Annotated in this window: 10 protein-coding genes; 8 read left to right on the top strand and 2 right to left on the bottom strand. The window is 57.4% G+C overall.

Going from position 1 to position 14,660, the window contains the following annotated elements:
- Positions 1-57: 57 nt before the first annotated feature.
- The 8 genes from GOW04_RS16525 to GOW04_RS16490 all read left to right on the top strand — a co-directional run bounded on the left by GOW04_RS16525 (position 58) and on the right by GOW04_RS16490 (position 11,163).
- Complete coding sequence (locus tag GOW04_RS16525; RefSeq protein WP_171233296.1) at positions 58-2,034, top strand: DEAD/DEAH box helicase; 1,977 nt, start codon at positions 58-60, stop codon at positions 2,032-2,034.
- 185 nt (positions 2,035-2,219) lie between these two features.
- Positions 2,220-4,277 carry an adenylate/guanylate cyclase domain-containing protein gene (locus tag GOW04_RS16520; RefSeq protein ID WP_171233295.1) on the top strand — a complete coding sequence of 686 codons (2,058 nt, stop codon included), beginning with the start codon at positions 2,220-2,222 and terminating at the stop codon, positions 4,275-4,277.
- A 298-nt stretch (positions 4,278-4,575) separates the two neighbouring features.
- The gene (locus GOW04_RS16515; protein ID WP_305848800.1) at positions 4,576-6,159 is read left to right on the top strand and encodes an ABC transporter substrate-binding protein; all 1,584 of its coding nucleotides are present in this window, start codon (positions 4,576-4,578) and stop codon (positions 6,157-6,159) included.
- 68 nt (positions 6,160-6,227) lie between these two features.
- A complete protein-coding gene (locus GOW04_RS16510) occupies positions 6,228-7,322 on the top strand; it encodes a Xaa-Pro peptidase family protein (RefSeq protein ID WP_171233293.1) in 1,095 nt (364 codons plus the stop codon).
- On the top strand, positions 7,322-8,329 hold the full coding sequence (locus tag GOW04_RS16505; RefSeq protein ID WP_152460561.1) for an ABC transporter permease subunit: 1,008 nt from the start codon (positions 7,322-7,324) through the stop codon (positions 8,327-8,329). The genes GOW04_RS16510 and GOW04_RS16505 overlap by 1 nt, the downstream gene beginning before the upstream one ends.
- Complete coding sequence (locus tag GOW04_RS16500) at positions 8,329-9,231, top strand: ABC transporter permease subunit (protein ID WP_152460560.1); 903 nt, start codon at positions 8,329-8,331, stop codon at positions 9,229-9,231. Before GOW04_RS16505 ends, GOW04_RS16500 begins: the two co-directional genes overlap by 1 nt.
- 4 nt (positions 9,232-9,235) lie before the next feature.
- Positions 9,236-10,213 carry an ABC transporter ATP-binding protein gene (locus tag GOW04_RS16495; RefSeq protein ID WP_171233292.1) on the top strand — a complete coding sequence of 326 codons (978 nt, stop codon included), beginning with the start codon at positions 9,236-9,238 and terminating at the stop codon, positions 10,211-10,213.
- Positions 10,210-11,163, top strand: a complete 954-nt coding sequence (locus GOW04_RS16490; RefSeq protein WP_171233291.1) for an ABC transporter ATP-binding protein — start codon at positions 10,210-10,212, stop codon at positions 11,161-11,163. The genes GOW04_RS16495 and GOW04_RS16490 overlap by 4 nt, the downstream gene beginning before the upstream one ends.
- Before the next feature lie 337 nt (positions 11,164-11,500).
- Here the strand turns inward: GOW04_RS16490 and GOW04_RS16485 are convergent, their stop codons facing one another.
- Both GOW04_RS16485 and GOW04_RS22005 read right to left on the bottom strand, forming a co-directional pair.
- Positions 11,501-13,285 carry an ABC transporter ATP-binding protein gene (locus GOW04_RS16485; RefSeq protein WP_171233290.1) on the bottom strand — a complete coding sequence of 595 codons (1,785 nt, stop codon included), beginning with the start codon at positions 13,283-13,285 and terminating at the stop codon, positions 11,501-11,503.
- Between the two features lie 429 nt (positions 13,286-13,714).
- Positions 13,715-14,653: a cytochrome c family protein gene (locus GOW04_RS22005; protein ID WP_254430185.1), complete on the bottom strand. Its 939-nt coding sequence runs from the start codon at positions 14,651-14,653 to the stop codon at positions 13,715-13,717.
- Positions 14,654-14,660: the final 7 nt, after the last annotated feature.

Here is a 14,660-nt window from a genome sequence, read left to right as displayed (position 1 = left end):
CGCTGATCGCAATTCCGCACAGCGCCTATCACCTGGCCGATACAAAGAACCACCACCGTGAAACAAACCATTGCAGATGCGCTAGCGCGCAAGGGCTATGATACATTGACCCAAGTTCAGCGAGCCGTCACCCAGCCCGAGTTGGAAGGGCGCGACATGCTGGTTTCGGCCCAGACCGGATCAGGGAAGACCATTGGGTTTGGTCTGGCGATAGCGCACAGGGTGCTGGGCGATGAAGAAACGCTCGGCAAACCCGAAGCGCCATTGGCGCTGGTTGTTGCACCGACCCGCGAGCTGGCACTTCAGGTGAAACGGGAACTTGGCTGGTTGTATTCCGGAGCGGGAGCGTTTCTGGCCTCGTGCGTCGGGGGCATGGACATTCGGGATGAACGTCGCGCGTTGGCCCGAGGCGCCCATATCGTTGTGGCCACTCCGGGACGACTTCGCGACCATATCAATCGAGGTTCAATCGATCTGACAGCTATCCGAGCGGTTGTCCTGGACGAAGCGGATGAAATGCTGGATCTGGGGTTCCGCGAGGATCTTGAGTTCATCCTTGATGAAACACCCGCAGATCGTCAGACCTTGTTGTTTTCTGCCACTGTGCCACGCGCAATTGCCAATCTGGCCAAGCGGTACCAGCGCGACGCGGAACGTGTGAGCACGGTCGGCGAACTGACCCAGCATGCGGATATCGAGTATCGGGCCATGACGGTGGCGCCGCGTGATGGTGAAAACGCGATAATCAATGTGCTGCGATATTACGAGGCCCCCAATGCCATCGTTTTCTGCAACACCCGAGCGATGGTTTCGCGCCTGACCGCGCGCCTGTCGAACCGGGGGTTTTCTGTCGTGGCCCTGTCAGGTGAGCTGACCCAGAGCGAACGATCCAACGCGTTGCAGGCCATGCGCGATGGACGGGCCCGGGTCTGTGTCGCAACCGATGTTGCGGCCCGCGGCATCGATCTGCCCAACCTTGATCTGGTGGTCCATGCCGAACTGCCCAACAGCCATGAAACACTGCTGCACCGGTCTGGCCGCACGGGTCGCGCTGGGCGCAAGGGCGTCAGTGCCCTGATCGTCGCGCCATCATCGAGCAAAAAGGCAGAGCGTATTCTGAAATTTGCCAAGCTGACAGCAGAATGGGGATCGGCCCCGTCTGCGGATGAGGTGAACGAGCGTGATCAGGCTCGGATGCTGGCATCAGAGGACTGGCAGGTCGAGATCACGGAAAGCGAACGCCCGTCTGTTGAAAAACTGATTGCTCGCTTCACGCCCGAACAAATTGCAGCCGCTTACCTGAGGCAATACAAACTGCGCCATTCCGCCCCGGAAGAGCTGTCGGCGGTCGATCAGACCGCCCCAAAGCCACGCGCATCTTTTGGGCCAGGCGTCTGGTTTTCATTGTCCGAAGGGCGCAATCAGAATGCGTCTCCCCGTCATATGCTGCCGATGATCTGCAAGGCGGGCGATCTGACAAAAGACGATATCGGTGCCATTCGGATTGCCGAGGACGTAACTTATTTCGAAATCAGTGAAGCCAGTGTCGACCGCTTTCTGACCGCCATTGGTCCAGAGATGAAAATCGAAGAAACCAAAGACCTTGTGCGGTTGGACAAAGCACCGGACCTGTCGTCAACCGGTCGGTCCGGTCTCAATAGAAAGTTCAAAGGCAGACCTACGGGACACAAAAAGGAAAACTCTCCGGCTGAGCGGAAAGCCCACCGCCGCCAATCCAAGCCCGAGGTTCAGCCTGCCCAGACCGTGCCCGCGACCGAAACCCGTCGAGCGTCGGATGACGACGCAAAAAGCCAGTTCAGCGCTTCGGGTGCAAAACCGAAAAAGCGCAAGCCCGGCAGTGTCGAGCAAAGGAGAGGTCGCTCTAAACCAGCCGGAGACGCGCCGAAAGGTCCGCCGCCGCCGAAGGGCAAGCCAAACAGCAAGAAGAATCGTGCACGCGCGGCGGCCGTCAAATCCGCCAAGGGTGGCAACGCAGTTCCAAAACGTCGCAAATCCGGACCCAAGGGCAGTTGATTTCCGCCACGCGCAAGGTCTGTCCTCTGGGCATCGGCAAGTGACCAGGTGCCGTGGATTTCGGTCGCGGCATACACATGTGCTTAACAGTTGCGTGATTTTTCGGGGTAGGAGCAAACTAAGCTTTGCTCTTCCTGCGATCTCAACCGAATACTGTGGTACAGGACATTCTTTTCGGGGTTTTCATGCGGTTCAGTGTCGGCATTGCTGTATCTATGCTGGTCGCCGTATCCATCGGCGTGTCGACCTTCGTTGTTCATTCGCTGTGGTGGACGACCGCGCGTGACAACAGCCGCATGCTTGCCGCTGAGATCAACAGCCAGATTGCAAACGCGGTCCGTATCGAAGTCGGGGCAACCCTCAGATCCGCCGAAGCCGCATGGTCGGCGGTGCGCACGATCTTTGTACAGAATGTCATCGCAACGCGGCAGGCCGATAAACGAGAGTTCGTCTTTCTGTCTCAGTTGCAGGCGCAGCCGAATATTTCCTGGATTTTCTTCGGCTGGCCGGATGGCAACTTTTTCGCGTCGCATCGGTTGGGCGACAGCGGGCTTGAGATGATAGAGATCGACAAGGACATCCGCGACCGGAACTTGCGGACCGATCGATACATTTTTATTCCCGGGGATATTCAGTTCGAAGAAAGGACCTTTGTTCCGACCTCCTATGATCCTCGTGATCATGCCTGGTTCAACAATTTTATGTCTCTGAGCACGATGGGATGGATCGAAGCGCGCGATCTTCCGGGCAGTGACAAGACCGTATACGCATTTGCGGGGCCGATCGATGTCAACCGGGCACGGCAGGGAGTTCTTGCGGTCGCAATCGAAACCGACCGTTTGTCACGCTTTCTGGCGACGCTCGAGCCCGGCGAATTCGGAGCCGCCTTTATTCTGGATGCCGATGGCAAAGTAATTGCTGTTCCCGACGCAAAGGCGGACGAAGTTACACCGGCGCGCATGGGCGAGGGTGAGCTGTACGAGGTTGCCAAGATCTCGGGGGAAAAACTGTTGGGCGACCCGGATGGCAATACTGCGGGCAGTTCGACGAAACGCGTGGTGATCGATGGCGTCCCTTATGCGGTGGCCCTGACACCTTTGGGTTTTTACGGGTGGCGCGTCGCTACGGTCATTCCTGAGGCGGCCTTTTTGTCTGGCATCGATGCAACCTTGATAGACCTGATCTATATCCTGATCGGGGTCGTGATCGTCTCAACCGCTCTGGCGATCTGGTTGATCCGTCGAATTGTGGCCAATCCTCTGGCGCGCATTGCCGAGGATCTGAGCAAGATCGAACGCTTCGACGTCGAACGCATTCCTCGCCGGCCTTCAAACCTGTCCGAGCTTGCCAATCTGTCTGCGGCAACGGCCAGCATGGCAGCAGGATTGTCCGCGTTCCGAAAATACGTGCCGACCGATCTTGTGAAGATGCTGGTCGCCGAGGGCATCAAAACGCAGCCCGGTGGCGACATGAAGCAGATATCCGTATTGTTTTGCGATGTGACCGGATTCACCGGGCTATCGGAAAAACTCGGCCCCAAAATCATCCAGTTGATGGAGCCTTTTTTCTCTGCGGCCGCAGCAGCCGTCGCGCGCCATGACGGGACGATCGACAAATTCATGGGTGACGCGGTCATGGCGATCTGGGGGGCACCGCGCAAGGATGCGCTCCATGCCGAAAATGCCTGCCGCGCGGCACTGGATCTTGTCGCGACCGTGGAAGATGCGGGCATCAAAGACGAGGCCGGAAATTCCCTGCGCGTCCGGATCGGGTTGAACAGCGGTGAAGCTCTGGTTGGCAACATTGGGTCAGAGCAGCGGTTGAACTACACGGCGATCGGCGACGTCGTGAATGTGGCCAGCCGATTGGAGGGGGCCAACAAGGAGTATGGCACGCGTATTCTGATCGGCCCCGAGACCCGGCGCGAAGCAGGCGATGCAATTGTCGTCCGAGAGCTGGACACGCTCGCGGTCTTTGGCCGGACCGAGGAGCTGGTGGTCTATGAGCTGATTGCGATGGCCGACGGTTTCGAAGGATCCCTTGATTGGATCGAGACCTACGAACAAGGTCTTGCGCATTATCGTTCCGGCCGGTTCGAGCAGGCGATAGCTGCGTTTGAGGCCGCGGACAAAATGCGGGGCGGGGACCCAGTGTCCGTCGCCATGAAGCTGCGCGCAACGAAACTTTTGACCAACCCTCCCTCGGGGGATTGGCGTGCGGTTACGCATACGGACAAGACGTAAGCGTGCAGGCCGTCAGAGCATGCAATTCGCACCCGTGAACAGAAAGCTCTGAGTGCGCGGCAGGGGGTTTCGGGCCGTCGTATCGCTTGCGCAGCGAAGATGAGAGTGAAATCCGGAAATCAGGGTGCAATGGCAGAAAAAGCCTTCAAAGATATCCGCAGAAAGACACTGTTGACATTAGATTTTGTATTTTGGATACATTGGGCAGAGGGATCGCGACGACCTGTGCTGTCACTGAATGCTCTGGCGACAAAGAGCCATGCGATTGTCTTTCAAAGTCCTTTTCTGGGAGAAAATCATGAACCTCAAACTTCTGGCCGCAACCACTGCGATCGCCCTGACGGGTGCTGTGGTGCAGGCAAATACACTTGTATATTGTTCCGAAGGATCACCTGAAGGGTTCGATCCTGCGCTGTACACCGCAGGGACGACCTTTGATGCGTCTTCTCATCCGATCTACAATCGGTTGCTTGAATTTGAAACGGGCACGACCAATGTGGTCCCCGGCCTGGCCGAAAGTGTCGAGGCCAGCGATGATGGTCTGGAATACACTTTCAAGCTGCGCCAGGGCGTCAAGTTCCACTCGAACGACGATTTCACGCCGACCCGCGACTTCAACGCGGATGACGTGATTTTCACCTTCATGCGTCAGAAAGACGAAAACCACCCCTATCATCAAGTGTCAGGTGGAACCTGGGAATACTTCCAAGGTATGGGGATGCCTGATCTGGTCGAGTCCATCGAAAAGATCGACGACTACACGGTGAAATTTACTCTGTCCAAGCCCGAAGCGCCATTTGTCGCCAATATGGCGATGGACTTTGCCTCGATCGTGTCGGCGGAATACGCTGCGGCAATGATGGAAGCCGGTACGCCGGAAAAACTGAATACGGCACCCATCGGAACCGGACCTTTCTCGTTCGTGGCTTATCAAAAAGACGCGGTGATCCGTTACGCGGCCAATGATGCGTATTGGAAAGACCCGGCGCAGGTCGAAAACCTGATCTTTGCCATCACACCGGATGCATCTGTGCGCTATCAAAAGCTGAAAGCAGGCGAATGTCATGTGATGCCCTATCCGAACCCTGCCGACATTCAGGCAATGAAGGATGATCCGGACATCAACATGCTGGAACAAGAGGGCCTGAACGTTGGTTATCTGGCCTACAACACCACCATGGCGCCATTCGACAATCCGAAGGTGCGCAAAGCGCTGAACATGGCGATCGACAAGCAGGCGATCATCGACGTGGTCTTCCAGGGTTCGGGCCAGGTGGCCAAGAACCCGATCCCGCCTACCATGTGGGGCTACAACGATGCCATCGTGGACGATCTCTATGATCCCGAAGCGGCCAAGGCGATGCTTGAGGCCGAAGGTGTTTCGGACCTGTCGATGAAAATCTGGGCCATGCCCGTCCAGCGCCCCTACAACCCCAATGCCCGTCGCATGGCCGAATTGATCCAGGCGGATTTCGCCAAGATCGGTGTGGGCGTCGAAATCGTCTCGTACGAATGGGGTGAATACCTGTCTCGGTCGAAAGAACTGAACCGGGACGGTGCCGTTCTGCTGGGCTGGACCGGGGACAATGGCGACCCGGACAACTTTCTGGCGGTTTTGCTGGGCTGTGACGGGGTCGAAGCATCCAACCGGGCGCAATGGTGCCATCAGCCATTCGAAGACCTGATCCTGAAGGCTAAGCAAAGCACGGATCAGGCCGAGCGGACCAAACTGTATGAAGAAGCACAGGTTGTGTTCAAAGAGCAGGCTCCGTGGGCAACCATCGCGCATTCGGTCGTTTACATGCCCATGAGCAACAAGGTGCAAGGCTATAAGGTGCACCCTCTGGGCGGTCACATCTTCTATGGTGTGGGCGTCGAATAAACCACCACTCACAAACCGGAGCCACCAGATTGGTGGCTCCGGCTTTCTTATTGAGGAGGTCGGGCAGAATGCCGGATTTGTCCGAATACCGCCAATTGGCAATGGAAATGTCAGTGGACGCAGTGGCCCTGGTGCCGGGTCCGAATTTCACCCGCGCATTGGGCAAATCCTTCATGAGCCACGAGCGCCCTTTTGTCGTGGTGATTCCGGCCCTGGGTGATCCGGCGGCGATCGTGCCCAATCTGGAACTCGCTTCATGGGATCTGGTCGGATTTGAGGGTGCCGTGTTCGACTGGCGCGATCAGACCGGCTATGACAGCGCCTTTTCCGCGCTAGCAGCGCATAGTCCTATCAGATCGTTGGCCGTCGAAGGTCAGGTGATGCGGTTTTTCGTGTCAGACGCGTTTACCCGCGCATTTCCGGATCTGCGGATTGTGGACGGCGAACGCGAAATCTCAGGCCTTCGCATCATCAAAACCGAAGAAGATATCACCGCGCTGCAAGCGGCCATCGATATTTCGGAACGCGCGTTGGAGCGTGTGATCGCAGGTGTTCGCACAGGTCAGAGCGAAAAACAGATCGAGCAGGCGCTGATACAGGCGCTTTTTGCGGAAGGCGCCGAGTCGTTGGCCTTTTCCCCCATCGTGGCTGCGGGGGACAACTCGGCACGACCGCACGGCAAGGCGCGCGCCGACTACCGGATCAAGGCAGGCGACGCCTTGCTGTTCGACTTTGGCGCTCGAAAACATGGTTTTGTGGCCGACATCACGCGAACTTTTTTCGTTCAGGACATCCCGGACGAAGGCCGGGATGTCTACGACACGGTTTTGCGCGCAAACAAAGCCGGGTTCGAAGCCTGCCGCCCCGGCGTGACAGCGCATGACATCGACGACGCCGTCACAGGCGTGCTTGAGGCCTCGCCCTTTGCCGATCGTATCCGGACCAAGACAGGTCACGGTCTGGGCCGGGATGTGCATGAGGCGCCGTATATCATGCGCGGCAACAGCCAGAAAATCCTGCCGGGCATGGTCTGGACCAACGAACCCGGTCTGTATGCATTGGACAAGTTCGGCGTTCGCATAGAAGATGATGTTCTTGTCACCGGGGATGGCTGTCGGTCACTGACCCGCTTTCCCAAAGAACTTACAATCATAGGTCGCTGATGCTTGGCTATTTCCTCACCCGTCTTGGCCTGTTTGTTCCGACATTTCTGGGCGTGACGCTGATTTCGTTCATGTTCATCCGGGTGCTGCCCGGCGATCCGATCATCGTGATGGCCGGAGAACGCGGCATGACGGAAGAACGTTATCAGGAAATGGTCGAAAAGCTGGGTTTCGACAAGCCGGTGTTGCAGCAGTATTGGGATTACCTCACCGGAGTGCTTCAAGGTGATCTGGGCGAAAGCTTTGTCACTAGGAAACCCGTATGGGATGAGTTCTTTTCGCTGTTCCCCGCAACGCTGGAGTTGTCCCTGTGCGCCATGATCTTTGCCGTTGCGCTGGGTCTGCCCGCAGGTGTGATCGCGGCGGTGAACCGAGGGAAGTTCTTTGACCGGGCGCTGATGTCCTCGGCGCTGGTCGGGTACTCGATGCCCATCTTCTGGTGGGCGCTGCTGTTGATCATCATATTCTCGGGCAATCTGGGCTGGACGCCGGTCTCGGGCCGGATCGACCTGTTGTATTACTTTCCCAGCGTCACGGGCTTCATGCTGATCGACAGCCTGCTGTCGGGTCAGGAAGGAGCATTCGGATCAGCCGTGCGCCATCTGATCCTGCCGACGATTGTGCTGGGAACGATTCCGCTGGCGGTAATCGCACGCCAGACCCGGTCGGCGATGCTGGAAGTTCTGGGCGAAGATTACATCCGCACCGCGCGCGCCAAGGGTTTGTCACCAACGCGGATCAATGGATTGCACGCGCTGCGAAACGCTTTGATTCCGGTTGTTACGGTGATCGGCCTATCGGTGGGCACTTTGCTGGCGGGGGCCATTCTGACCGAAACCATCTTCAGTTGGCCGGGCATAGGAAAGTGGATGGTCGACAGCATCTTTCGTCGTGACTACCCGGTTGTTCAGGGCGGATTGCTGATGATCGCGGTGATCGTGATGCTGGTGAACCTGCTGGTCGATGTCCTTTATGGCATCATCAACCCCAAAATTCGGAGGCGGTGATGGCCGAACTATCCTCAACCCCGCCCAGAACGGAAGACCGCCCCAGCGCCCTGCGCGAGTTCTGGTACTACTTCAGTGAAAACCGTGGCGCTGTCATCGGGCTTTGGGTTTTTGCAGCCTTTGTGTTTTGTGCAGCCTTTGCGCCCCTTCTGGCCCCCTATGACCCAACCGAACAGTTCCGCGATCATATCCTGCAACCGCCCGCATGGCAGGAGGGCGGAAGCTGGGCTTTCCCGTTGGGTACCGATCCGCTGGGTCGGGACATGCTGTCGCGCCTGATCATGGGCTCGCGCTATTCCTTCTTTGTCGGAATCGTCGTCGTCTGTGTGGCCGTATCGGGTGGCGTGATGATTGGCCTGCTGTCGGGCTTTGCCCCCAAATGGGTCGATACGCTGATCATGCGGGTGATGGATATCGTTCTGGCCTTCCCGTCGTTGCTGTTGGCGCTGGTGCTGGTGGCCATCCTTGGCCCGTCGCTGACCAACGCGATGATTGCCATCGCCATCGTTTTCCAACCCCACTACGTGCGCCTGACCCGCGCGTCGGTTCTGGCGGAACGTCAGAAGGATTATGTCACGTCGGCGCGTGTGGCCGGTGCTGGCAGGTCACGGCTGATGTTCATCACCGTGCTGCCCAATTGTCTGGCACCCATCATCGTACAGGCGGCGCTGTCCTTTTCGACGGCGATCCTGGATGCAGCTGCCTTGGGATTTCTGGGCATGGGCGCGCAGCCGCCCACTCCGGAATGGGGCACCATGCTGGCCGAAGCGCGCGAATTCATACTGCGCGCCTGGTGGGTAGTCACCTTCCCCGGTCTGGCGATTCTTGTCACCGTTCTTGCCATCAACCTGATGGGTGATGGCCTGCGTGATGCGCTTGACCCGAAACTGAAACGGAGCTGATCGCATGAGCCTTTTGCAGATCCGCAACCTGACTGTTGAATTCGCCACGGCCTCGGGCAAGTTCCGCGCCGTGGACGGTGTCGATCTGTCGGTCGACAGGGGCGAGCTGATGGCCATCGTCGGCGAAAGCGGCTCGGGCAAGTCGGTGTCGATGTTGGCGCTGATGGGGTTGTTGCCCTGGACCGCGACGATCACCGCTGACGAGATGCGCTTTGAGGGGGTGGATCTGGCCGGTCTTTCGGCCCGTGAGCGTCGCAAGATCATCGGCAAGGACATGGCGATGATCTTTCAGGAGCCGATGTCGTCGCTGAACCCCTGTTTCACGGTGGGATTCCAGATCAAAGAGGCCCTGCGCATCCATCTGGGCTTGAACCGTAAGGACCGCCACCAGCGCGCGATTGAGCTGTTCGACCAGGTCGGCATCCCGGCCCCGGAAAGCCGCCTGAACACCTTTCCACATCAGATGTCAGGTGGCATGAACCAGCGCGTCATGATCGCGATGGCCATCGCCTGCAAGCCCAAGCTGCTGATTGCGGACGAACCGACCACGGCGCTGGATGTCACCATTCAGGCGCAGATACTCGACCTGCTGGTTCGGTTGCGGGACGAACACGATATGGGCCTTGTGCTGATCACCCATGACATGGGAGTGGTGGCCGAAACCGCCGAACGGGTTCAGGTGCAATATGCCGGACAAAAAGTCGAAGAGCAGCCCGTGCGCGATTTGTTCCGCACGCCGCGTCATCCCTATACATCCGCCCTGCTGAGCGCCTTGCCCGAGCGCGCGACCTCCAAGATCCTCCCGACGATTCCCGGCGTTGTGCCGGGTCAATTCGATCGCCCCGCAGGGTGCTTGTTCAGCCCGCGATGCCGGTTCGCTGATGCAACTTGCGCTGAAATACCGCCGACCCCTCATGCCGAGGCCTTCGGCAAGGCACGTTGTCACCACGTTGAAAGAATTGCGGCCGGAGAATTGGCATGACCGACCCTATCGTTCAGGCGAAAGATCTGACCCGGTTTTACACGGTGAAGCGCGGGTTGCTGTCCAAGTCAGCGACGGTAAAGGCCCTTTCGGGGGTGGATTTCGAACTGAAACCGGGAAAGACACTGGCCATCGTCGGAGAGTCCGGCTGTGGCAAGTCAACACTGGCGCGATTGGTCACGATGATTGAAGAGCCGACGTCGGGCAGGCTGACGATTGACGGTGTCGACATTACCCCGTCACGGTGGAGCAAGATGCGGGAAACGGTGCAAATCGTGTTCCAGGATCCGTATGGATCGCTGAATCCGCGTCAACGCATCGGCCAGATCTTGCAGGAACCGCTGATCATCAATCGCCCGGACATGTCCGCCGCAGACCGCGAGGCACAAGCGCGCGACATGATCGAGATGGTGGGATTGCGGCCCGAGCATTATGATCGCTATCCACATATGTTCTCTGGCGGGCAGCGTCAGCGTATCGCCATTGCACGCGCGCTTATGTTGAATCCCAGGGTCCTGGTTCTGGATGAGCCGGTTTCGGCACTGGACGTCTCTATCCAGTCGCAGATCCTGAACCTGCTTGTGGATTTGCAGGAACGGCTTGACCTCGCCTATCTGTTCATTTCGCATGATCTTTCCGTGGTTCGGCATTTTGCCGACGACGTGATCGTGATGTATCTGGGGCGTGCTGTTGAAAAGGCACCCAAAGAACAGCTGTTCGCCGCGCCGCGCCACCCCTATTCCAAGGCGTTGCTGTCCACGACGCCCCGGGCCGACCCCACGGCCCGAAAAGAACGGATCAAGCTTGAGGGCGAACTGCCGTCGCCGATGAATATTCCAAAAGGTTGCGCCTTTGCGCAAAGATGTTGGCTGGCAACCGATCAGTGCAGGGCAACATTGCCTGAACTGGCCGGAGAAACGCATCAGGTCGCGTGTCTGTACCCCCTGTAATGCAAGCAGGTTTTCGCGTGGTGTGAGACTGTGGCAAACAGGGCGGTCTCGATAGAAGCGACGTTGACTACTTGTGGCAGAACCACTCAGCCAAGGCGCCAGCGTGGGCGACCAAGCCACATGTTTGTGTCGCTACCGACCAAGATCGCCATATTCGAATCCGCGCGCGAGATAGACCCGTTCGTTTCCCGGGATTGGGCCTGAGCTATCTACATTCCTAAAGCGGCTTGGGCCTGATGATTTCGATGCACGGACGCGCGTGATGAGAATACTCTGCCCCTCTTCCGGACAGGTCTTGCCCGGAGAAGGGAGCCATGTGCCAGGCTGAATGCAGGGGTTATTCTGCCACTTCCGCCGAGGGTTCGTGTTTTTTGAATTGCTGATCGAACAGGTTGCGGAAGCTTCCGTTCTTTTTCATCAACTCGTCCAGATTGCCCTGTTCCACGATCGAGCCATCCTGAACCACGATAATCTTATCCGCTTCCAGAACAGTCGAAAGTCGGTGCGCAATGACGACGACGGTCACGTCCTTTGTCAGGGTGTCCAAAGCCTTTTTGACAAGCGATTCCGATTCAGCATCCAGCGCGCTTGTGGCTTCGTCCAAAAGCAGGATCTCGGCTTTTCTCAGAATAGCGCGGGCAATCGCAATTCGCTGCTTCTGGCCACCTGACAGGAAGGTGCCGTTTTCGCCAACCTGCGTATTGTAGCCTTCGGGCAGATCCATGATGAAATCATGCGCATGTGCGGCTTTGGCGGCGTCTATGACTTCTTCGTCCGTGGCGTCAGGGGACGAGCAGCGCAGGTTGTCCATGATCGATGTCGAGAACAGGAATGTATCCTGACCGACATAGGATATTTTGCGTCTCAGCGAGGCAAAGCTCACCTCGCGTAGATCCTGACCATCAATCTCAACGCTGCCCTGATCGGGATCATAGAAACGCATGATCAGGCCGAACAACGTGGACTTGCCACCGCCGGACTGACCGACGAGCGCGGTGGTCTTGCCGGCCTCGAACGTGATATTCATATCTTCAATTACAGGTACGGCACCTTGATAGCCGAAAGTCACATCACGCAACGTGACCTGGCCGGGGCCTTCGATCAGGTCATGGGCTTCGGGACTTTCCACCATCGTGTCGTCCTGATCCAGCAGGCCGAACAACATGCTGATACCAACCATGCAGGTTTCGATCTGAACGCGCATTTTCGACAGCCGCTTGGCAGGTTCATAGGCCATCAGCAATGCCGTGATAAAGGACATCAACTGGCCCGCGCTGGGTTGTTCCGTGCCCGCGATTCCCATCGTGCTGACCAAAAGCACACCCGCCACGGCGAGGCCAGCCAGAAACTCCATAAGAGGGCTGGCAATGGACTGCAACTTGGCGATGTCATTCGACCGCTCTTCAACTTTGCGGATGGCGGTGTCCATGCGGTTGATCATCCGGTCTTCGAGTGAGAAGACCTTGATGACCTTGATCCCTGCCGAGGTCTCTTGCAGCACCCGAATAATTTCTGCCAGCGACTTGAATTCGGCCTGCATGATCGTACGTACGCTCTTCAGCAGATAGCGAACACCCAACAGGGCAATCGGACCCACGACAAAGAACAAGACGGATAGAACGGGCTGCTGATACACCATGACCACAATCAGCCCGACCAGAGTCAGGGTGTCGCGGACAAACCCGGTGACCAGCAAATCGATCAGGTTTCTGGCCGCCTGCGCACCATGGGTGGTGCGCATCAGAAGGTCCGACGATTCATTGGTCGAAAAGAACGAGACCCCATGTCTGAGCAGTTTACGGTAAACCTTGTCCTGCTGTTCCGCCACGATCCGATTGCCTGCGCGGGCAAGGAAGATAGCCTGAATATAGGATGCGACCGCCTTGACCAGAAACAGGAGGACAACCCCCAGCGCAATCAAATGTACCCAACCCTGCAAGTCGGGGCTGGTCATGGCATCGACAATGAATTCCATCATATATGCGGAGCCGGCCGTGGTGACCGCCACGGCAATCATTGCCAGAACCGCAATACCATACAGCTTGCCTTGCGCGTAAAAGCTTTCACCTACAAGGCGGCCCATATAGCCTGATCGCCACTTGTTCCAGGCGCGCTTTATCATTGCGTTCTCCAAATCGTGAAACTGTGCGCACGCTCAGTTAACCTATATCTTGTCGGGCCTAAAGGACAGATGCCATGCTGCGGCAGAGCGGCCCATCCCGACCATTTGAGCTGTACGCCCGCTAAATAATGACTGGTTGACGATCGGACAAGAGTTGGAAAGCGCAACAACAACCGCGATTTGCCCCTTTGTACGGGCGCAGGCAGGGTTGGTGGCGCGACAGGATCCGCAAAAAACGCCTTAAAATACGGGCTGTTTTGCCACAAACGAGTCGTATGTCCGGCATGAATCCGCTGATAGAAGGCTGTAATTCCTGACTTTGAACACGTGTTGATCCGAAACCAGACAGGGGACGGGCACAAGCATCGTATCCGATCCCGGGGCCGGTTGCGTGAAATCGAAATTCAGCAGGTCTCTTGGGTGTTGCCGTCACCCCTCTTCTTGCAAATACGCAAGAAGGTTAACAATATCTTTGTCCTTTTTCAGGCCGCGAAACTGCATTCGATTGCCCTGAAGATACCCTTTGGGATCCGTCAGGAATGCGCTCAGGGTTTCATGGGTCCAGACGATGTCGGAACTTTCCAGCGCTGTCGAATACTTGAATCCCTCGGCCTGACCGGCCTTTGCGCCGAGAATGCCGTGCAGGGACGGGCCAACACCATGGCGGCCTTCTTTCAATTTGTGGCAGGCGCTGCACTTGAGAAACACCTTTTTGCCGGCCGTCGCGTCACCCTGAACAGCTGCGGCAGCAACAACCTCTGTGGCTTCCGATGCCGTCGCGGCCTGTTCTTCATCCGTGTGAAAGATCAGCCGGGCTGTAATCGGTACCGTTCGGGTGATGCCGGGCAGGCTTGCCAATTCCATAAGCTTGTCCACGCCGGCGTTGACACCGGCGTCTTCGGTGCTGAGAAACACCATGTCGTTTGTCGAAACAAGCACTGACGTCTCGGACAAGCGTGCGACGAACATTTCCGCGTCAAACTCAACTTCCGTGCCGGCCAGCGAAAGCACGGAAGCAGCATCCAGAGTGGTGGTTTCACCCACGGCCAGCCCTGCAACCTTCGCCATGTCGAATTCGGCCGTCAGGCGCGCAGTGGGTGCTTGGCGGAATACAAATTCGATCATCCGTTCGTTGCGAATTTCTATGTTGGTCTCGACCGAGGACAGGTCGATCTCGATTTCGGCCACGCCCTCCTGCGTCACGTGTCCGCTCAGGCTGGTGAAGCTGTTGACCTCGCCCACCGCGTTTTTCTTGATCGTTCCATAGGCCAGATGCGAGCGATCGGACTCCAGTGTCCAGCCCGCTGCCCATATGGGTGTTGCAACAATTGCCGACGCAAACGTGACTGCCTTCAACAGAAGTTTCATTTCTTTC

It is taken from the genome of Ruegeria sp. HKCCA4812, from assembly GCF_013034245.1.
Classification (GTDB): Bacteria; Pseudomonadota; Alphaproteobacteria; order Rhodobacterales; family Rhodobacteraceae; genus Ruegeria.
The sequence above is the reverse complement of the archived record's forward strand: the minus strand, read 5'-3'. Positions and strand labels throughout refer to the sequence as shown.

Bases quoted from the DNA above. Each gene is read 5' to 3' on its own strand.
- GOW04_RS16520 (WP_171233295.1), top strand. From the start codon at position 2,220: ATGCGGTTCAGTGTCGGCATTGCTGTATCTATGCTGGTCGCCGTATCC.
- GOW04_RS16515 (WP_305848800.1), top strand. From the start codon at position 4,576: ATGAACCTCAAACTTCTGGCCGCAACCACTGCGATCGCCCTGACGGGT.
- GOW04_RS16510 (WP_171233293.1), top strand. From the start codon at position 6,228: ATGCCGGATTTGTCCGAATACCGCCAATTGGCAATGGAAATGTCAGTG.
- GOW04_RS16505 (WP_152460561.1), top strand. From the start codon at position 7,322: ATGCTTGGCTATTTCCTCACCCGTCTTGGCCTGTTTGTTCCGACATTT.
- GOW04_RS16500 (WP_152460560.1), top strand. From the start codon at position 8,329: ATGGCCGAACTATCCTCAACCCCGCCCAGAACGGAAGACCGCCCCAGC.
- GOW04_RS16495 (WP_171233292.1), top strand. From the start codon at position 9,236: ATGAGCCTTTTGCAGATCCGCAACCTGACTGTTGAATTCGCCACGGCC.
- GOW04_RS16490 (WP_171233291.1), top strand. From the start codon at position 10,210: ATGACCGACCCTATCGTTCAGGCGAAAGATCTGACCCGGTTTTACACG.
- GOW04_RS16485 (WP_171233290.1), bottom strand. From the start codon at position 13,285: ATGATAAAGCGCGCCTGGAACAAGTGGCGATCAGGCTATATGGGCCGC.
- GOW04_RS22005 (WP_254430185.1), bottom strand. From the start codon at position 14,653: ATGAAACTTCTGTTGAAGGCAGTCACGTTTGCGTCGGCAATTGTTGCA.